This is a genomic window from Micromonospora cynarisoli (assembly GCF_030518815.1).
Classification (GTDB): Bacteria; Actinomycetota; Actinomycetes; order Mycobacteriales; family Micromonosporaceae; genus Micromonospora; species Micromonospora wenchangensis.
Genome location: NZ_CP130426.1, coordinates 1,204,002 through 1,221,643, shown reverse-complemented (window position 1 = coordinate 1,221,643; position 17,642 = coordinate 1,204,002). Strand labels below are relative to the sequence as shown.

At 74.1% G+C, this 17,642-nt stretch carries 16 protein-coding genes; 1 reads left to right on the top strand and 15 read right to left on the bottom strand.

The window, feature by feature from the left end:
• Window positions 1-68 precede the first annotated feature (68 nt).
• The 15 genes from Q2K16_RS05060 to Q2K16_RS04990 form a co-directional block, all read right to left on the bottom strand.
• Complete coding sequence (locus Q2K16_RS05060) at window positions 69-1,835, bottom strand: ATP-binding cassette domain-containing protein (RefSeq protein WP_302743848.1); 1,767 nt, start codon at window positions 1,833-1,835, stop codon at window positions 69-71.
• Window positions 1,832-3,499, bottom strand: coding sequence for an ABC transporter ATP-binding protein (locus tag Q2K16_RS05055; RefSeq protein WP_302743847.1), 1,668 nt, complete (start codon window positions 3,497-3,499; stop codon window positions 1,832-1,834). Before Q2K16_RS05055 ends, Q2K16_RS05060 begins: the two co-directional genes overlap by 4 nt.
• Window positions 3,500-3,569: 70 nt before the next feature.
• Complete coding sequence (locus Q2K16_RS05050; protein WP_067312693.1) at window positions 3,570-3,689, bottom strand: SapB/AmfS family lanthipeptide; 120 nt, start codon at window positions 3,687-3,689, stop codon at window positions 3,570-3,572.
• Between the two features lie 76 nt (window positions 3,690-3,765).
• On the bottom strand, window positions 3,766-3,885 hold the full coding sequence (locus Q2K16_RS05045; RefSeq protein ID WP_302743842.1) for a SapB/AmfS family lanthipeptide: 120 nt from the start codon (window positions 3,883-3,885) through the stop codon (window positions 3,766-3,768).
• 68 nt (window positions 3,886-3,953) lie between these two features.
• On the bottom strand, window positions 3,954-6,560 hold the full coding sequence (gene lanKC / locus Q2K16_RS05040) for a class III lanthionine synthetase LanKC (RefSeq protein WP_302743840.1): 2,607 nt from the start codon (window positions 6,558-6,560) through the stop codon (window positions 3,954-3,956).
• A 297-nt stretch (window positions 6,561-6,857) separates the two neighbouring features.
• Complete coding sequence (locus Q2K16_RS05035) at window positions 6,858-7,556, bottom strand: aspartate/glutamate racemase family protein (protein ID WP_302743838.1); 699 nt, start codon at window positions 7,554-7,556, stop codon at window positions 6,858-6,860.
• Window positions 7,553-8,854: an NAD(P)/FAD-dependent oxidoreductase gene (locus Q2K16_RS05030; protein WP_302743836.1), complete on the bottom strand. Its 1,302-nt coding sequence runs from the start codon at window positions 8,852-8,854 to the stop codon at window positions 7,553-7,555. The genes Q2K16_RS05035 and Q2K16_RS05030 overlap by 4 nt, the downstream gene beginning before the upstream one ends.
• An 11-nt stretch (window positions 8,855-8,865) precedes the next feature.
• Complete coding sequence (locus Q2K16_RS05025; RefSeq protein WP_302743834.1) at window positions 8,866-9,741, bottom strand: family 3 encapsulin nanocompartment shell protein; 876 nt, start codon at window positions 9,739-9,741, stop codon at window positions 8,866-8,868.
• Between the two features lie 44 nt (window positions 9,742-9,785).
• Window positions 9,786-10,625 carry a class I SAM-dependent methyltransferase gene (locus Q2K16_RS05020; protein ID WP_302743833.1) on the bottom strand — a complete coding sequence of 280 codons (840 nt, stop codon included), beginning with the start codon at window positions 10,623-10,625 and terminating at the stop codon, window positions 9,786-9,788.
• Between the two features lie 43 nt (window positions 10,626-10,668).
• The gene (locus Q2K16_RS05015) at window positions 10,669-11,496 is read right to left on the bottom strand and encodes an SDR family NAD(P)-dependent oxidoreductase (RefSeq protein ID WP_302743831.1); all 828 of its coding nucleotides are present in this window, start codon (window positions 11,494-11,496) and stop codon (window positions 10,669-10,671) included.
• Window positions 11,497-11,501: 5 nt separating this feature from the next.
• Window positions 11,502-12,458 carry a sulfotransferase gene (locus Q2K16_RS05010; RefSeq protein WP_302743830.1) on the bottom strand — a complete coding sequence of 319 codons (957 nt, stop codon included), beginning with the start codon at window positions 12,456-12,458 and terminating at the stop codon, window positions 11,502-11,504.
• A complete protein-coding gene (locus tag Q2K16_RS05005; RefSeq protein WP_302743829.1) occupies window positions 12,455-13,627 on the bottom strand; it encodes an MFS transporter in 1,173 nt (390 codons plus the stop codon). The genes Q2K16_RS05010 and Q2K16_RS05005 overlap by 4 nt, the downstream gene beginning before the upstream one ends.
• Complete coding sequence (locus Q2K16_RS05000; RefSeq protein ID WP_302743828.1) at window positions 13,624-14,985, bottom strand: DegT/DnrJ/EryC1/StrS family aminotransferase; 1,362 nt, start codon at window positions 14,983-14,985, stop codon at window positions 13,624-13,626. Before Q2K16_RS05000 ends, Q2K16_RS05005 begins: the two co-directional genes overlap by 4 nt.
• A gap of 520 nt (window positions 14,986-15,505) precedes the next feature.
• Window positions 15,506-16,876 carry a M23 family metallopeptidase gene (locus tag Q2K16_RS04995; protein WP_302743827.1) on the bottom strand — a complete coding sequence of 457 codons (1,371 nt, stop codon included), beginning with the start codon at window positions 16,874-16,876 and terminating at the stop codon, window positions 15,506-15,508.
• A 162-nt stretch (window positions 16,877-17,038) separates the two neighbouring features.
• A complete protein-coding gene (locus Q2K16_RS04990) occupies window positions 17,039-17,209 on the bottom strand; it encodes a LysE family transporter (RefSeq protein ID WP_489671850.1) in 171 nt (56 codons plus the stop codon).
• On the opposite strand from Q2K16_RS04990, the gene Q2K16_RS04985 reads away from it, so the two are divergent.
• Window positions 17,163-17,570, top strand: coding sequence for a LysR substrate-binding domain-containing protein (locus Q2K16_RS04985; RefSeq protein WP_302743826.1), 408 nt, complete (start codon window positions 17,163-17,165; stop codon window positions 17,568-17,570). The genes Q2K16_RS04990 and Q2K16_RS04985 overlap by 47 nt on opposite strands.
• The last annotated feature ends 72 nt before the right edge of the window (window positions 17,571-17,642 follow it).

The window sequence follows — 17,642 nt, the reverse complement described above, 5'->3', positions numbered from 1 at the left end:
CCCGGGCACCGCCCGCGGGGCGTACCCCGGGGTGGTTTCCGGACCCGAACCCGCGCGGCCCCTGACACCTAGGTCCGGGCCGCCGCCGATGTCCCGTCCGACGCCGTCCAGAAGGTGGCGGTGTCCGACGGTTCCGTCTCGCCGTAGCCGACCAGGGCACGGTACGCCGCTGAGCGGCCCAGCAGCCCCCGGTGGGTGTCCAGCAGCGCGGTCCGCCCGTCGAGCAGCAGGACCCGCCGCGCCCGCAGCGCCGAACTGACCCGGTGGGCGATCACCACCAGCGTGCCGGGCCGGGCGGCGAAAGCCGTCTCCAGCCGGGCCTCGGTGGCCGGGTCCAGGTGACAGGTCGCCTCGTCGAGGATGGTCAGCGGAGCGGGGGAGAGCCAGGCCCGCAGCAACGCCACCTGCTGCCGTTCCCCGGCCGACAGGTCCGCCGGGCGCAGCAGCGCGTCGTACCCGCCGAGCCGGGTCAGCAGCCCGGTCAGCCCCAGCCGGGCCGCCGCCCGGTCGACCACGTCGTCCGGCACGCCGGGGGCCAGGTAGCCGAGGTTGTCGCGGAGCGAGCCGGTGAAGACGTACGCCTCCTGGGGGATGAGCACGCGCCGCGCGGCCAGTTCGGCAGGCGTCGCCCCGGTCACCGGCAACCCCCCGACGTGGACGGTGCCCGACTGGGGACGCAGCACCCCGGCGATCAGCCCCGCCAGGGTCGACTTGCCGATCCCGCTGGCCCCGACGATCACCAGGTGGTCCCCGACGGGCACCTCGAGGTCGAGGTCGTCGAGGACCGGGTCGGCGTGCGGGCCGTACCGGAAGGTCACCCCGCGCAGCGACAACGCCGCCCCGGTCCGCCGCGGGGCGGGCCGGGGCGGCGAACCGGCCGGGTCGGTGTCGGCCGGAGCGGCGGTACGCAACAGCCGGTCCAGGGTGACGGCGAACCGGAGACCACCGGCGGCGACCCCCTGCACCAGGCTGTGCAGGGCCGGCTGCACCCCCCGCGTGACGTAGACGAGCGCGCCCAGCAGCGCGCCCGGCCCCAGCCCCTGACGGACCAGCCACGGCGCGGCCAGCAGCAGCACCGGAACCGGCAACCAACCACCCAGCGCCAGGCTCAGGCTGCGGGTCGCCGCCATGGTGGCCAGTCGTCGCTCCACCCGGGCCTGCGCGTCGACGGCCCCGCCGACCCAGCCGGTGACCCGGTCGCGGGCCCCGCTGGCGGTGACGTCGCGGTGGCCGCTCACCGCGGTCACCACGGCCCGGCCGAGCTGCTCGTCGGCCAGCACGTACTCCCGCTGCCGGGCCACCATCACCGGCAGCGCCACGGCGAACAGCCCGAGACCGGCCAGCACCGGCACCGCGACCACCAGGGCCACCGGGGCGGCCAGCGAGAACAGGCCGAGCACGGCGGCGCCGAGGGCGAACAGGAAACCACGTACCACCATCAGCAGGCCGGCGTAGGTGTCCCGGACCAGCTCCACCTGGTGGGTGAGCCGGGCCACCGCCGCGTCGTCGGCCCGGCCGCCTGCCGCACCGGCCACCGCGCCGCGGACCACCCGGCGCAGCAGGTCGTCGCGGAACGGCTCCACCACCGCGCCGAGCAGCGCGTACGACCGGTTGGTGCCGGCCGCGCCGACCAGCACCGCCAACCCCAGCAGGGCCAGCCAGGCCAGGCCGACGCCCGGCCGGCCGGCCAGGAAGCCGCTGTCCACGGCCCGCGCGGTGAACAGCCCGGACAGGGCGGCCGGCAGCACCTCGGCGGCGGACCAGCCGGCCAACCGCCACAGCTGCGCCCGCCGTTCCCGCAGCGCGGCCCGGGTCACGCCGACGACCGTGGTCACGACCGGAACACCTCCCGGTAGTCGGGGTCGGCCCAGAGCGCCCGGTGCGGGCCGACGGCGCGGATCCGCCCGTCGGCCACCCACGCGACCAGGTCCGCGTGGGCGGCCATGCCGAGCCGGTGGCTGACCACCACCCGGGTACGCCGGTCGTCAGGCCCGGTCAGCGCCCGGGTCACCTGGTACTCGGTGGCGGTGTCCAGGCTGGACGTGGCGTCGTCGAGGATCAGCAGCCGTTCGGCGCGCAACGCGCGGGCCAGCCCGAGCCGTTGCCGTTCACCGCCGGACATGGCGACCTCGTTCAGCGGGGTGGCGTACCGGTCGGGCAGCCGTTCGACGAAGTCGTGGATGGCGGCGGCGCGGGCCAGCGGCACCGGGTCCGCACCGGCCCCGACGGCGGCGCCGACCGTGTCGCCGACCAGCACCGGACGTTCGAAGCCGTAGCCGATCGCGGCGTGCAGGGCGGCCGGGGTCAGCTCCGGCAGCGGCACACCGTCCAGGAGCACCACCCCGTCGTCCGGGTCGCGCAGCCGGCCGGCGACGGCGGCGAGCAGGGACTTGCCCGCGCCGGAGACGCCGACGACGACCAGCAGCGTGCCGCCGGGCACCCGCAGGTCCACCCGGTCGAGCAGGGCCCGGCCGTCGGCGTCGCGGACGGTGACGCCACGCAGCTCCAGGGTGCCCGGCCCGGACGGCAGGGGGCGGACGCCGTACGGCCGGGCGGGTTCGGTGAGCACGTCGGCGGCCCGGCGGCAGCCGGCGCGTACCCGGACGGCGGTGTTGAGGGCGGCGACCACGGTGCCGAGGCCCGCGCCGAGGGCGGCGTACTGGATGGCGGCCAGCAGCTCCCCGGGGGTCAACCGGCCGGCGGTCAGCGACAGCCCACCGACGGCGACGATCGCGACCTGGAGCAGCGGGTTGAGCACCGCGCCCCGGGTGGCCGCGCCGGCGAGCACCGTCCAGGTCCGTGCCCCGTGCCGGTGCAACGCGGCCAGCGGGGTCAGCACCCGCTCGACCTCCCGTTTACCGGTGCCGGCGGCGGCGATGGTGCGGGCCCCGGCCAGCGCCTCCACCAGACGGCCGGCGAGGTCGCCCTGGGCCTGCTGGTAGCCGGCGACGGCGGCGGAGGCGTCGGCGACGAAACCGCGCAGCAGCAGGCCGAGCAGGAGCAGCCCCGCGACGAAGGTGACGCCGAGCCACGGGTCGATCAGGGTGAGCGCCACCAGGCTGCCCACCGGCGGCAGCGCCACGGTGGCGGCCGTGACCAGCGTCGGGGCGGCCTGACCGGCGTCGGCGACCTGGCCCACCACCCGGCCGGCGAGGTCGCCCACCGGCCGGCGGGCGGCGGTCTGCGGAGCGAGGGCGAACAGGTGCCGGACCAGGGTGTGCCGCAGGTGGGCCACCGACCGGGCGGTGGCCGCGCCGGTGCCGTAGTCCCGCACGACGCCGACGACGACCAACAGGGCGATCAGCCCGACGACGGCGGCCAGCCAGCGGTCGGGGGAGTCCTTCGGCGCGGTGCCGACGGCGGCGTCGACGGCCCGGCCCAGCACGGCCGGCAGGGCAAGTTCGGCGGCCGTGCCGGCCACGGTGACCACGGCCAGCGTCGGGGTCCACCAGCCGGCCGCGCGGACGGCCCGCGCCAGGAGCCGGTCGGTCGGTGTCATCGCGTCCCCTCCCACGCCGCGCGGCCCCGGACCGGCAGGTGCCGGTCCGGGGCCATGCGATACCAGTCGATCAGTTGCAGGTGGTGACGCTCAGCGAGCTGTCGCCGCAGAGCAGGAGGCTGGCCTGGCTGCCGCCGCCGGTGCGCTCGGTGGCCGGCAGTTCCATCGCCTGGAGGTCGAGCAGAGCCATGGTCTTACCTCTTTCTGTCGGGTGTGCGGTACTGATGTGTGCCTGGTGTGACTCGGTCGGGTCGACGACCGTCGGTTCAGCTGCAGGTGGTGACGCTCAGCGAGCTGTCGCCGCAGAGCAGCAGACTCGCCCGGCTACCACCGCCGGTGCGCTCGGCGGCCGGCAGCTCCATCCCCTGAAGGTCGAGCAGGGCCATGTCTTTCCTCCTTTCACAGTCGTCGGGTCGGATGGCCCCGGGGTGACCCCCGGGGAGCGGGTGGGCCGTCAGTCGGCCGGGGTGGGATCGCCGGTCGGTGCCAGCAGCGGCAACCGGACCGGATCGGCGGGTCGGCTGGCGGCCACGGCGGCCAGCACGCCGGCGGTGCCGGTGGCCAGGTCCATCGAGAGCCGCAGTAGTTGGTCGCCGGGGAAGGCGGTGCCACCGGCGTACGGCAGGGCGTGCCAACCCAGCTGGCGGGCCTGGTGGTGGGCCACGTCGTACTCGCCCCGGCCGGCCAGGTAGGCCACGATGCCGGCGCGTCCGGCGAACAGCCCGGACTGGGCGTAGAACGGGAAGTCGGCGCAGCGGCGGATCGCGTCGGCCTGCTCGCGCAGGGTGTCGTCGGGCCGGTGACGCAGGTACCGGTCGAGCACGAGGCCCACCCCGACGCTGCCCTCCGCGAGGTACGGCATGGTGCGCCAGCCCTCGTTGACCTCCAGGTGTCCGTCGTCGCGGCGGACACAGCGGCGCAGGTCCTGCCGCAGTGCGGTGTCGGCGTGGTCGAGCAGTCGCGTGTCGGGTTCCCGCTCGTGCCGGTGCAGCAGCATCAGTGCCACCCCCGCGCCGCCGCGCATCAGCCCGGCGTACGGGTGCCGGCCGCCGCTGACCTCGGCCACCGAGTCGACGTCGCCGAGCCGGTCGACGACCAGGTCGACGGCCCGTCGGGCGGCGGCCTCGTAGCGGTCCTCGCCGGTCAGCGTGGCGAAGTGGGTCAGGTTCAGCGCGATGCCGGGCAGGCCGCCCACCAGGTCGTTGCCGAGTTCCGTCCACGGTTCGTCGAGGCAGCGGTCGATCAGCCGGCGGGCCTCGTCGTGGTGGCCGAGCAGGTCCAGCACGTACGCCACCCCGTGTAGGCCGTCGAAGAAGCCGAGTCGGCTGCCGGAGGCGGGTTCCCGCACCCGGTCGACCAGCCAGCGGACGTGGTCGGGGTCGACGGGGGCGCCGGTGGCGTGCAGCGCCCAGAGCACCCCGGCCGCGCCGTGGGCGAGGTTCAGCCCGCCGTCGTTGCCGCTGAACTGCCTGATGTCGCCGGGGAAGAGCCGGTCGTCGCGGTGCGGCGTGGCGCTGGTGGTGATCGCCCGGACCAGCCGGTCACGCAGGCCCGGCCAGTCGTCCGGGTCGACCCGTACCACGTCCGGGTCCGGCCGGGTCGGGGCCGCCGCGGCGGGTGCCGTCGGGGCTGTCGGGTCGGCCGTGCCGGTGGCCGGTGGGTCGCCGACGATCACCGTGACGGTCTCGTCGAGCACTTCCCGGTCGACCGGGAAGTGCTCGGCCACCACGTCGGCCAGGTGCGCGGCCTTCTCCGGGGCCAGCCGCAGCATGGCGGTCAGCGGCAGGAACAGGGCGAGCCGCAGGCAGGCCAGGGCGTACCGGTCGACGTCGGGGCCGACCCGGTCGCGGGGTGCGGCGAACGCCTGGTTGCGCAGCGCGGGGCGGCTCGCCTCGGCGGCCGGCGCGGAAACCTCGAAGTCGATCAGCGTGACCGTGCCGTCGTCGCCGACCATGATGTTGAACATGTGCAGGTCGCCGTAGACGATGCCGTGCGCGTGGATGGCCTCGACCGCCTCGGCGACCTGTCGGTGCACGTCCAGCGCCCAGAGGGTGTAGTCGGCGCGGTCGGCGTCCGGGTGCACCAGCGGGTAGCGCTGCACGACCACCTGGTTGAGCGGGCGGCCCTCGACGAACTCCAGGGCCAGGAACTCGTGCCCGCCGAAGCTGAACTCGTCGTGCACCCGCACCAGGTGCGGGACGTCGGCGAGTTGGCGCAGCACGGTGGCCTCCCGGCGCAGCCGGGTCACCGCGTCCGCTCCGGTGGCGTCCAGGCCGGCGTACGGGCGGGCCTCCTTCAGCACCACCCGGGTGTCGGTCCGGGTGTCCCGGGCCTCGTACAGGCCGCCGCCGTTGGAGAAGTGGACGACCTTCTCGATCCGGTAGGGCAGCTCGGTGGTGCTGGCGGCGTTGCGGGCGGCCAGGTGCGGGGCGAGGAAGTCGGGCAGGGTCACCCAGTCGGGCAGGTGGAACACCGGGTCGCGGCGGTCCGGCACCAGGGTTCCGGTGGCGTCGGCGATGGCCGGCACCACCTGTCCCTCGGCGGACAGGCAGAAACGGGCCGCGAAACCGCCGTAGCGCAGGTAGACCGGGCCGTCGCCGTAGCGCAGGTCGCTGAGGATGTAGGGCCCCTGCTCGCCGTCGAGCAGCGCCGCCAGTTCCTTGGCGGTCAGCTCCAGTTCGGCGTCGTCACGCGGGTAGACGGTGACGAACTTGCCGCTGCCGCCCCGGCGGGCGTACTTGCTGTTGCGCATCAGCAGCATCCGGGGGCCGCGCAGGTGCTTGAACGGGATGCCGCGCGGCTCGCAGTAGTCCATCACCTGGGCGAGGACCCGCTCGGCGTTGTCCAGCCGGGCCGAGACGTGGATCTTCCAGCCCTGGGCGGGCAGCGTGCCGCCGACCGGCGCGTGGATCAGCCAGTCGTCCTTGACCTCGCGTTCCCAGTCTGCCGGCTGCGGGCGGTCGGTGGCGTAGCCGATGCCGGTGGCGGTGGCGCTCGCGCTGGACAACGAGTCGTAGAAGAGCGGATCGACCGCGCAGTACGAGTCGTATCTGTCGTCCATCTCGGCTGCCTCCCATCCCCTGATCGGTTGGTGTCAATCCTGCGGTGGGCGGCCCGTCGCGCACAGTGCGATGCGTCATCGACCGACGGTGAGATTCCGGCCGGAAACTCGTGACAATGGCGGAGTTTGAAATCGTGAATACCGCATCACCTGCGGATCGGCCCTGTACGTCGACCCCGGCACGCGCGACCGCCGCGCCACGCACCGGGCGGCGTGCGGGGAGCCCACACGGAAAGAACCGCCGGTCGGCCGGGTCCGTAGTGGACCCGGCCGACCGGCGGGACGGGAGAGTACGGCCTACCGGCGCTCGGCGTACGGGTGCCGGGCCAGGCCGGCGTGCACCATCGTGGTCAGGGTGACGATGTCGTAGACCGGCACCCCCAGCCGGGCCTGGATCAGGTGCGCGAACGGCACCAGGTCGGTGCACTCGATGACCACGGCCCCCAGGTCCGGCCCGGCCAGGGCGTCCGCCCGAGCCACCACCTCGGCGGCCAACCGGTCGACGTCGAGGGCGTCGCGCCGGCCCTCCAGCATCACCTCGCGGAACTCCGGCGCGTCGGCCATCCCGGCAACCCGGATCGGCACGTCCTGCGCGCCGACGGCGGCCAGGTGCCGACGGGTCAGCGCCGCCGCGTCGGCGGTCAGCACCCCGACCGTCCGGCCCGGCCCGAGCATCCGGTGCACCATCGGCAGTTGGAGCAGGCTCGACGAGTGCAGCGGCACGTCCACGGCGGCGGCCAGCTCGGCCTGGAACAGCACCAGGAAACCGCACGCCCCGGTGATCGCGGCGACCCCGGCACCCTGCAGGTCCCGGGCGGCCGTGACGAACGGCGTGAGCAGGGTCGGGTCGGCCTCGCGGACCAGCCGTTGCGGGGTGGCCCCCTCGACGACCCGGTACACCACAGGGAAGTCGAACGTCGCCGGGTTGCGGATGTGGCCGGGGATCTTGTCGAAGCTGGTCTGCAGGCAGAGCACCCCGATCGTCGGGGCGCTCACCGGTGCCCCCGCCGGTGCCGGTCCACCGCGAACGTCGCCAGCGGCACGTCCGGCGTCGTCCCGGTGACGAGCTGGGCGAGCAGCCGCCCGCCGGCCGGGGCGAGCCCCATCCCGATGTGCCCGTGCCCGGTCGCGACGCTGACGTTGCGGTACGGCCCGAGCCGGCCGATCAGCGGCAGGCTGTCCGGGGTGCACGGTCGCAGCCCGCTCCACACCTGCACCTGCCCCCCGGTGTCGCACCCCGGCAGGTACGACCGCACCGTGCGCCGGATGCCGTCCACCCGGCGCGGGGACACGCCGGTGTCCAGGCCGGTCAACTCCAGCGTCCCGGCCAGACGTATCCGGTCGCCCAACGGCATGACGGCCACCTTCCCCTCACTGAGCAGGACCGGCAGGGTCGGGGTGGCCGGGCCCGCGTCGACGGTCACCGCGTACCCCTTGGCGGGTTGCAGCAGCAGGCCGACGCCCAACTGCCTGGCGCACGCCACCGACCATACGCCGGCGGCGAGCACCACCTCACCGGGGCGCAGGTCGCCCCGGCTGGTGCGGACGGCGCGGACCCGACCGTCGACGGTGTCGAAGCCGCGTACCTCGGTGCCGGTGAGGATCTCCACCCCGGCGGCCCGTAACAGCCGGGCGAAGGCGATCAGGAACGCCGGGATGCGCAGCGCGGCACCCTCCTCGTTGAGCAGCGCCCCGGCGACGGTGAACTCGACGCCCGGTTGCAGCCGGGCCAGCTCCGCCCGGTCCACGGTACGCAGCGGCACCCCCCGGGCCACCGCCGCCGGCACCGACGCCCGCGCCTGCGCGTACCCCTGTGGCGTACGGCAGGCCAGCAGCATGCCGCGGGCGGTGAGGGTGCCGGCGAGGTCGTCGTGTGCGCAGACCTCCCGCAGGATGGCCAGGCTGCGCTGCTTGAGGTCGAGCAGCACCTCGAAGCCGGCGCGGGCCTGCCGTTCGGTGCAGTGCCGGCGGAAGTGCCACAGCCAGGTCAGCAGCTCCCGGTCGAACCGGGGCCGGACGTGGAACGGGCTGTCCGGGTGGAGCAACCAGCGCAGCCCCTTCGCCGGCACCCCCGGCTCGGCCAGCGGGGCGGCCCCCTGGGTGCCGACGAAACCGGTGTTGCCCGACGAGCAGGCCGCCGGGTCGCCGACCTCGCCCCGGTCGACCACGGTCACGCTCAGCCCGGCCCGGCGCAGGAACCAGGCGCAGAACAGGCCGGCCACGCCCGCGCCGACGACCAGGACGTCGGGATCGGACCGCCCGGGCACGTCGTGCGGCGCGGGCGTCGTCGCCATGTCGACCCCCGCTACAGGGTGACGACGAAGAAGCAGGTGGGCAGGTTGACCACGACCCGTTCCCAGATCTCGGCGCACAGCGCCCGCCCCGGTTCGGCGAAGGTGCCCGGTGGCGGCTCGGCGAACCGGATCGTCGACCGGCCGGCGTCGAACAGCACCGCGCCGTGGCCGAAGTCGCCGACGATCGCGGTGCCCGGGTCGACCAGCCGGGTCCGGACGATGAAGACGCCGTTGTCCTCCACGTCGCGCATCAGGTGGCCCTCGCCGAGCAGCCGGTAGTAGTCGGCCGGGTTGATGATCAGCCCGTCGGCGGTGCTGCCCATCTGCTCCACCTCGTTGCAGGCGGCCAGGATGGTCGACGCGAACGGCGCGGGGTCGGTGAGCCGGCCGAGCTGCGGCATGTTCAGCAGGCCGCCCTCGCCGCGCAGGATGGTGTGGTTCTCGGCGGTGGCCAGCCGTACCACCAGGCGGTAGTCGATGAACTGGGCGAAACCCACCGGGTCGGCCCACAGCTCGTCGGGCACCTGCACCCAGGCCCGGGTGGTCAGCAGCTCCGGGATGGGAGAACGGTGGAAGTGGTTGGCGGCCTCCCGGCGCAGGTCCGCGCCGTCCACGACCGGGTCGCCGGGGCGCGGTGGGCTCTCGTGCCAGTAGAACTCCTGCGGCTCCCGGGACAGGTCGACCACCTTGAGCATGTTCCGCGACGGGTAGCGGGGCTTGCGCCGGGAACTGGTCAGCGAGTCGGTGATGGTGACGTCGTAGTCGACGCCGGTGTCGAAACCGTCCTTGGCGAACGCCTCGACGAACAACCCGCCTGGCGACATCTGGGTCCTGCGTTCGGCGACGACCTCGGCGATCGTCCGCTTGACGGCGTCGGTGCGCTGCATGACTGCCCTCCTGGTGTGAAGCTGGTACGCGGTCGGTGCGCCGGTCAGGCCGGCTTGCGGGCGACGAACATGCCCCAGCCGAACTCGCCCCGGTCGATCGCCGCCTGGATCTCGTCGCAGGAGGCGGCGAAGCCGAGGATCCACCGCCGGGCCGCCTCGTCGTCGCTTGCGGCGGCCCGCTGCCGGGCGGTCTCCCCGAGCACCCGGTACGTCTGCCGGATGTGCGTGTCGAGGCTGCGGGCGACGGTCACCTCGAACCCGGCCGCCGTCAACGCCTCGCGGTAACCGCCGAGGGAGTAGCCGCTGCTCCAGCGCACCCGGTCGTAGACGTGCCGGCGGGCCGCCGCGCCGACCTCGGCGACGGGTTGCAGGAAGTCGGTGACGGCGAGCGTCCCGCCGGGGGCGAGCACCCGGAACATCTCCGCGTGGCTGCGCGCCTTGTCCGGCACCAGGAACAGCGCGTCCTGGCTGACCACGTGGGTGAAGCTCCCGTCGGCGTACGGCATGGCGGTGGCCGAGCCGTGCCGGAAGGCGATCGGCAACCCGTCGCCGCGCTCGATGAGCTTGCCCTGGGCGAAGCGGACCCGTTCGATGCTCAGGTCCAGTCCCTCGCCCCGGCAGCCGGTGCGCCCGGCCAGCCGCAGCAGGAAGTTGCCGCAGCCGCAGCCGACGTCCAGCACCGTCGAGGACGCGTCGATGCCGGCGTCGGCGGCGAGGATGTCGGACGTCCGGTCGGCCGCCGCCGGATAGTCGGTGTCGTCGGCGTCGGCGAAGTAGCCGGTGTGCAGCACCCCCTCGCTGTCCCAGAAGCTGAGGTACGTCTGGGTGGTCTGGTCGAAGAACTCGGAGACGTCCCGTTCGGTGAACTGGCCGGTCGTGGACATGCGGCACTCCTTCGTGCGCGGAACAGGCGGGGTGGGGGTGGGGTCAGGAGTAGGTGTCCCTGCCGACCCCGGTCAGGTGGGGCAGGTCCGGGCCGGTCGCGGCGGCCCCGCCGTCGATCAGGTGCACCCCGGCGGTGACGAACGAGGCCCGCTCGCTGGCCAGGAAGGCGGCCACCGCGGCCACCTCGTCCGGCCGGGCCAGCCGGCCCACCGCGCTGTGGTGACCCATCGCCGCCAGCCGGGCCTCCACGTCGCCGGCGGTGGCGAGCCGGGCGGCGGCGCGTTCCATCGGCGGGGTGCGTACCCCGCCCGGGGCGAGGACGTTGACGGTGATGCCGTCGCGGCCGACGTCGACGGCGAGGCCCTGGGCGAAGCGGACCAGCGCCGCCCGGGTCACCCCGGAGAGCACCAGCGGCCCGATCGGCACGCAGGCGGTCTCGGAGGCGACGAACAGCAGCCGTCCCCAGCCGGCGGCCCGCAGGTGCGGCAGCGCGGCCGTGGCCAGCGCCACCGCCGGCAGCAGCACCCGGTCCACGGCGGCCCGGTAGTCGTCGACGGCGAAACCGCTGGCGGTGCCGACCGGCGGGCTGCCGCCGCCGGCCACCAGCACGTGCACGCCGCCCAGGTCGGCGGCGACCGCGTCGACCCAGGCGCGGGCCGCGTCGGGGTCGGTGAGGTCGACGCTGGTGGCGCTGACCCGGCCGGTCGCCACCTGCGCCAGTTCCCGTTCGGCGGCGGCCAGCCGGTGCGGGTCGCGTCCGCAGATCGCCACCTGGGCGCCCTCGGCGGCGAACTCCTTCGCGCACGCCAACCCGATGCCGCTGGAACCCCCCGCGACCAGGGCCACCCGCCCCTTGAGCCCGAGATCCACGCCTGTTACCTCCCGTCGTCCGATGTGCTGCCGACCGTCGCCGGGGCGGGGCCGGGGGAGCGGTAGCCGTACCGGCCGAACAGCGGCCAGGCCAGCGCGGTCGCGGCCCACCGCCGGCGGGGCGACAGGGTGCGCCGCCAGCCGTCGTCGGAGTCCCGGATGAGCGTCGGCCCGGTGCGGAACCGGTCCGGGTTGCCGGTGACCGTGTGGTTGGTGTGCAGGTGCACGGTGCGGCCCTGTACCGGGTTGCCGGCCGGGTCGGCGGCACAGAACCGCAGCAGCGCGTCGACGGTGCCGGCCGGGTCGGCGGTGAACTGTTCGTAGCGCAGGAACAGCGACCGCTCCGGGTGCCGGCGGGTGATCGCGGCGGCGGCCCGGTTGAAGCCGTGCCAGTAGCCGGTGCTGCGGGCGGCGGACATCGCGTAGACGTACTGCTTCGGCTCCCGCCACGAGTGCGCCACGGCACGGGGGTCGCGGACCAGGTGCACGTAGTACGGCCGGATGCCGGGCAGGTGCGTCAGCAGCGCGGCCTCGCCGGGGATCTTCGTGGTATCCACGATCACCCGCGCGCCGGTCCGCTCGGCGATGCCGTGGTAGATCCGGCCCATCAGGTCGGCGTGTGCACGGATCTCGTCGTCGTGCAGGCCGCGTCGTAGCACCCGCCAGGTGTGCCGGGTCCGCACCCGGGTCCACTGCCGCCGGATCACCGTCGCGGCGTGCGCGTCCGGAGACGACCCGTCGGGCCGGCCGATCGGCAGCACCGTCGACCAGATCGGGCAGCCGGTCAGCGGTTCACCGCAGCCGCACCGGTCGTTGACCCCCCGGCCGGTGGCGTTCTTCCACAGGAAGTGCAGCTCACCGACGTGGAAGAAACCGGGCACCTCGTTGAGGACGTTGCCGATGATGGTGCTGCCGTTGCGGCACCAGCCGGTGATGCACAGGACGGTCAACGGGTCGCTCATCCGGCGGGTACCTCCGTGGGGGTGGTGGGGCGGCCGATGCGTACCGCCAGGGCCGCCGCGACCAGCGCGCAGGCCGCGCCGACCGTGAAGACCGCCGGGTAGCCGAAGCCGGCGGCGACCAGGCCGGTGACCGGCCCCCACACCGCGAGCCCCAGATCCCAGAACGAGGTGTACGCGCCGATCGCCGCGCCCTGCCGGGCCGGGTCGGTCCGGTTCATCACCATCAGCGCCAGCGACGGGTGCAGCAGCGAGAAGCCGACCCCCATGACCACGCTGCCGGCCACGGCGACCGGCAGGTTCGGGGCGACCGCGACGACGGCCAGCCCGACCGCCTCGCCGACCCCGCACCAGGCCGCCACCCGGCGCGGGCCGAGCCGGTCGGGCAGGTGCCCGATGACCAGCCGGGTGCCCGCGTAGACGGCGCTGAAACAGCTCAGCACCACCACCCCGTGCCCGATGTCCCGGGCGTCGAGGTGCAGCACCACGAACGCGGCGAGCCCGGCGTAACCGGCGGCCCCGAAGGTCAGCGCGATCCCGGGCAGCAGTGCCGGGCGCAGCAGCAACCCGCCACCACCGCCCGTCGGGGCGGTCCGGGGCGGCGTCGGCACCACGACGATCAGCCCGGCGGCGAGAAGCGGCGCGGCGGCGCTGAGCGCCCACACCGCGGTGAAGGAGACCTGTTGCAGGGTCGCGCCGAGGAACGTGCCGGCGGAGATGCCGCCCCACATGCTCACCCCGTACAGGCCGATGAGCTGGCCGCGCCGGTGGTGCGGGGCCAACGCCACCGTCCACACCGCACCGGCGGTGAACAGCGCCGCCTCACCGGCCCCGAGCAGCAGCCGCACCGCGACCAGCGCGGGCACGCCCAACGGCAGCAGGTAGAGCAGCCCCCCGGCGGCGACGACCAGGGCCCCGGCCAGCATCACCGTACGGTGACCGTACCGGTCGGCCAGCGCGCCGGCCACCGGGCGGACCAGCAGCGCGGTCACCGCCGTCACGGTGACCACCAGGCCGACGGTGAAGTCCCCGGCGTCGTGCCGGTCCCGCAGGAACGCCGGGAGCACCGGGATGACCGCGGTGAGCCCCAGGTAGCCGGCGAAGAGACCACCGAAGATGCCCACCATCGCCAGCCGGGGGACGGCGGTGTCCCGGGTCGGGGCGGTGGTCATGCCCGCACCGACTCCACCCCGACGGCCGCCGGGAGCGTCCCGTCCGGTGCCGCGCCGCCGGGCGTCCCCGCCGCGGCGGCGACCTTGCGGACCGCGCGGATCAGCTGGTCGCAGTCGTCCGGGGTCAGGCTGGACGACAGCGGCACGTCGACCGTCTCGGCCAGCAGCCGGGCGGTGCGCGGCAGGGTGGCCCGCACCCGTGCCGGGTCGCGGTCGTCGTACATGAACCGCCAGTTCCAGAACGCCCGCACGTTGAGGTCGTCGTCCGCGCCGATGTTGCGGGCGTCGATGCCCTCGGCACGCAGGGCGCGGGCGAACCAGCCGGCGTCACCGCCGGGCACCCGGAACACGAACGCCTCACCGAGGTACGCCCCGGGCGCGACCGGGTTGCGGATCGCGATTCCCGGCAGGTCGGCCAGCGCGCCGCTGACCTGGGCGTAGTTGCGGTGGAACAGGGCCAGTCGCTGCGGCAGCCGGGTCAGCTCGGCGCGCAGCAGGGCGGCCCGGATCTCGTCCATCCGCAGGCTGAGCAGGGGCAGGTCCAGCCCGTCGATGGGCGGTTCGGTGCCGGGGAAGTGCCGCCGCAGCCGCCCCTCGTACGCCCCGGACAGCGCCACCGCCCGGCCGAACAGGGTGCTGTCGTCGGTGATCAGGAAGCCGCCCTCACCGCAGTTGAGCGCCTTGTCGGACTGGGTGCTGAACGCCCCGGCCACGCCGAACGTGCCGAGCTTGCGGCCGTGCAGTTCGGCACCGAGCGCGGGCACCGCGTCCTCGATCAGCGGTACGCCCATCTCGGCGGCGAAGGCCGCCAGCGCGGCGACGTCGGCGGCGAAGCCGCGCATGTGCACCACGAGGATCGCCTTGATCTCCGGTCGCCAGCGGCGGCGCAGGTCGTCGAGGTCCATCCGTAGGTCGTCGTCCACCTCGACCAGGAATGGTCGGCAACCGGCCAGCACAATGGCGCTCGGGGTGGCCACGAAAGTGAATCCCGGGCAGGCCACCAATGAGCCGGGCGGAACGGCGGCACCCATGATCGCCAGCGCGAGCGCGGCGGTGCCACTGGATACGGCGAGGGCGTGCCGGGTGCCGAAATAGTGGCACAGTTCCGCCTCGAACTGCCCGCACTCCGTTTCCGACTCGGCCCGGTGGTCGTAGCGGAAGTAGAGGTGACTGCGGATAGCGCGCATCGCCGCTTCCTCGTCCTCCGCGCACACGTGCACCGCGCCCTTGTCATAGGTGGGCCAGGGGGTGCGCCGGACCGGTGGGCCGCCCCGCAGGGCAAGCTGTGCATGCAGGTCAGCGCCGTGTGACGCCGGCCGGGGCCGGGTCGGCGCGGGATCTTCGTCGTTCCCGTTCACCGGTGTGCTCCTGACTGCCTGCGGCAGTTTTCCCGACTGGGTCGACAGGAAATTGCGCACGGGGCATCCGCCTCGCGGGCAACCGCGTCGAAACGCCGGAACAACTACCAGATCCGACATTTGCGCGGGCCGGGAATCCGGTGAACAACATGATTGCCCCCGGGATGCGGGCCGTCAACCATGTGCCGGGAATGACCGCAGACTTAACAAGCGTTGAGGTCAGTCGGCCCATGGCGGCGGTGGCGCACAGTGACCATTACGAATGACGAATGTCGGGCATTCCGCCGGGCCGGATCGTCCCGGCCTGCCGGTATGCACGGCCGACGGGGGGCCGGGCCTCCTACCGTGCGTACGGAGAGGTGGCCGGAGTCGCGCCGCGCCTGGTCGGGTGGCCTGACCTCCGGCGGTCCGGCGTGGCCGGCGCGTCGGCACGGAGGGTGGGTGGTGGTGCCGGTGCGGCGCGGCCCGGGTGCCGCCGGTGGGTGGCACCCGGACCGATGAGCCTGACGGGTCGGGGTGTTCAGACGGTGTAGAGGACCTTCACGCCGCTGATGGTGGTCGCCGAGACGGCGGTGCCCCGGACGTTGGAGTTGAGGTTGCGCCAGCCGTTGTTGCTGGCGGCCTCGTGCACCAACCCGCCGACCACGATATAGATGATCTTCACGCCGTTGAAGCTGATCGCGGCCAGGGCGTCGGGGCTGACCCCGGAGATGCCGGCGTTCAGGTTGCGCCAGCCGTTGATGCTGTTCGCCTCGTGCACCCAGCCGCCGACGACGGTGTAGATGTACTTGACGCCGTCCAGGCTGATCACGGCGAGGGCGTTGTTGCTGACGCCGGAGATGCCGGTCCACAGGTTGCGCCAGCCGTTGTTGCTGGCCGCCTCGTGCACCAGCCCGCCGACCACGGTGTAGATGATCTTCACGCCGTTGTGGTTGATGGCGGCCAGGGCGTTGGTGCTGACCCCGGAGATGCCGGTGTTCAGGTTCTTCCAGCCGTTGGCGCTGGACGCCTCGTGCACCCAGCCGCCGACGACGGTGTAGATGTACTTGACGCCGTCCACGTTGATCACGGCGAGGGCGTTGTTGCTGACGCCGGAGATGCCGGTCCACAGGTTGCGCCACCCGGTGTCGCTGGACGCCTCGTACACCAGACCGTTGTTGACCGTGTAGAGCAGCTTGTTGCCGCCCATGACCATGGACGCGGTGGCCGAGCCGGTGATGCTGTTGACCGGCAGCATCTGCCAGCCGCTGTGGCTGCCGGACTCGTACACCTGACGGTTGGCGGCCTGGCCGCAGTTCTGGCTGGTCATGTTCCGGGCCGGCGAGGTGGGGCCGGAGACGTAGAGCGGGCCGGTCGACGGGCTGCCGTCGGAGGTGATGCCGGAGGGCACCCCGTTGAAGTACGACTCGGTCTTGACGCCGTCGCGCACCTGCTCGTAGTGCAGGTGCGGGCCGGTGGAGTTGCCGGTGCTGCCGACCCGGCCGAGCTGCTGGCCGGTCGACACCCCCTGCCCGGCGGCGACCATCGGTGTCTCGATCATGTGCAGGTAGAGCGTCCGCCACCCGCCGCCGTGTTCGATGATCACGTGCCAGCCGCCGCCGCTGCCCCAGCCGGCGAAGGAGACCGTGCCGCTGGCGGAGGCGAGGATCGGCCGGCCGTTGCTGGCCCCGCCGGTGAAGGTCAGGTCGATGTCGTAGTCGTCGTGACCGTAGTAGGTGGCCAACCGCCAGGTCTCGCCGCAGGGCACCGGCATCTGGAAGTTCGGCCGGGGGCCGGCGGCGTGGGCCGGGGTGGTCACGGCGGCGGTGCCCGCGAGCGCGAGCACCGCGACGCCGGCGGTCGCGAGCGTCAGTCGGGCGGCGGTGCGGAGTCGGGCGAGTGGACCCGTCATGCGCGGTTACCTCCACAGTGGATGTCGTGTTGAAGGATGTCGATCCTACGGCCCCGAGGTCCGTCCGGTCCCGGCCGGCCAGGACGACGTCTGGACGGGTGCCGCCGAGGCGGCGGGGTCGGGGTCGGCGGTCTGGCGGGGACCGGCCGCCGCCCACGCCGTTCAGCCGACGGCGACCGAGACGGCGACGGCCACCATGATCACGGCGATCGTCCCGTCGATCACCCGCCATGCCGCCGGGCGGGCGAGCAACGGCCCCAGCCGGCGGGCACCGAGACCCAACCCGGTGAACCAGGCCAGGCTCGCCGTCGCCGCACCCGCCCTGCACGCCACGAGCTTCGCCGACCGCGACCCGGGCACCGCGTTCCCGACCGCGACGATGATCCGCTTCGACCGCAAGGACACCCTGCAACACCGCTTCGCCCGTACGCTCACCCGCCGCGACGTCGACCCGCCGACACACTTCGTGCCCGGGACGGCCGCCTTCACCGAGGCGGTCCGGCTCGGCCTCGGCTGGGGTCTGCTCCCCGAGGCCGTCGCCCGCCCCGACGTGGCCGCCGGTCGTCTCGTCGAGCTGGCCCCCGGCCGGCACCTCGACGTGCCGCTGTACTGGCAGTTCTGGCGGCTGGAATCAGCGGCGCTGGCGGCGTTGACGACGGCGGTCCGGGACGCCGCCCGCACCGCACTGCGCTGACCAACTCGCTACGCAGGGGCGCCTGTCGAACGACGCTGCCCCCTCCCGCCCGCGGCGGACCCCACCGGGGCC

Coding starts and splice junctions, on each gene's coding strand:
- Q2K16_RS05055 (WP_302743847.1), bottom strand. CDS start 3,499: ATGACACCGACCGACCGGCTCCTGGCGCGGGCCGTCCGCGCGGCCGGC.
- Q2K16_RS05050 (WP_067312693.1), bottom strand. CDS start 3,689: ATGGCTCTGCTCGACCTCCAGGCGATGGAACTGCCGGCCACCGAGCGC.
- Q2K16_RS05045 (WP_302743842.1), bottom strand. CDS start 3,885: ATGGCCCTGCTCGACCTTCAGGGGATGGAGCTGCCGGCCGCCGAGCGC.
- lanKC (WP_302743840.1), bottom strand. CDS start 6,560: ATGGACGACAGATACGACTCGTACTGCGCGGTCGATCCGCTCTTCTAC.
- Q2K16_RS05030 (WP_302743836.1), bottom strand. CDS start 8,854: ATGGCGACGACGCCCGCGCCGCACGACGTGCCCGGGCGGTCCGATCCC.
- Q2K16_RS05025 (WP_302743834.1), bottom strand. CDS start 9,741: ATGCAGCGCACCGACGCCGTCAAGCGGACGATCGCCGAGGTCGTCGCC.
- Q2K16_RS05020 (WP_302743833.1), bottom strand. CDS start 10,625: ATGTCCACGACCGGCCAGTTCACCGAACGGGACGTCTCCGAGTTCTTC.
- Q2K16_RS05010 (WP_302743830.1), bottom strand. CDS start 12,458: ATGAGCGACCCGTTGACCGTCCTGTGCATCACCGGCTGGTGCCGCAAC.
- Q2K16_RS05005 (WP_302743829.1), bottom strand. CDS start 13,627: ATGACCACCGCCCCGACCCGGGACACCGCCGTCCCCCGGCTGGCGATG.
- Q2K16_RS04995 (WP_302743827.1), bottom strand. CDS start 16,876: ATGACGGGTCCACTCGCCCGACTCCGCACCGCCGCCCGACTGACGCTC.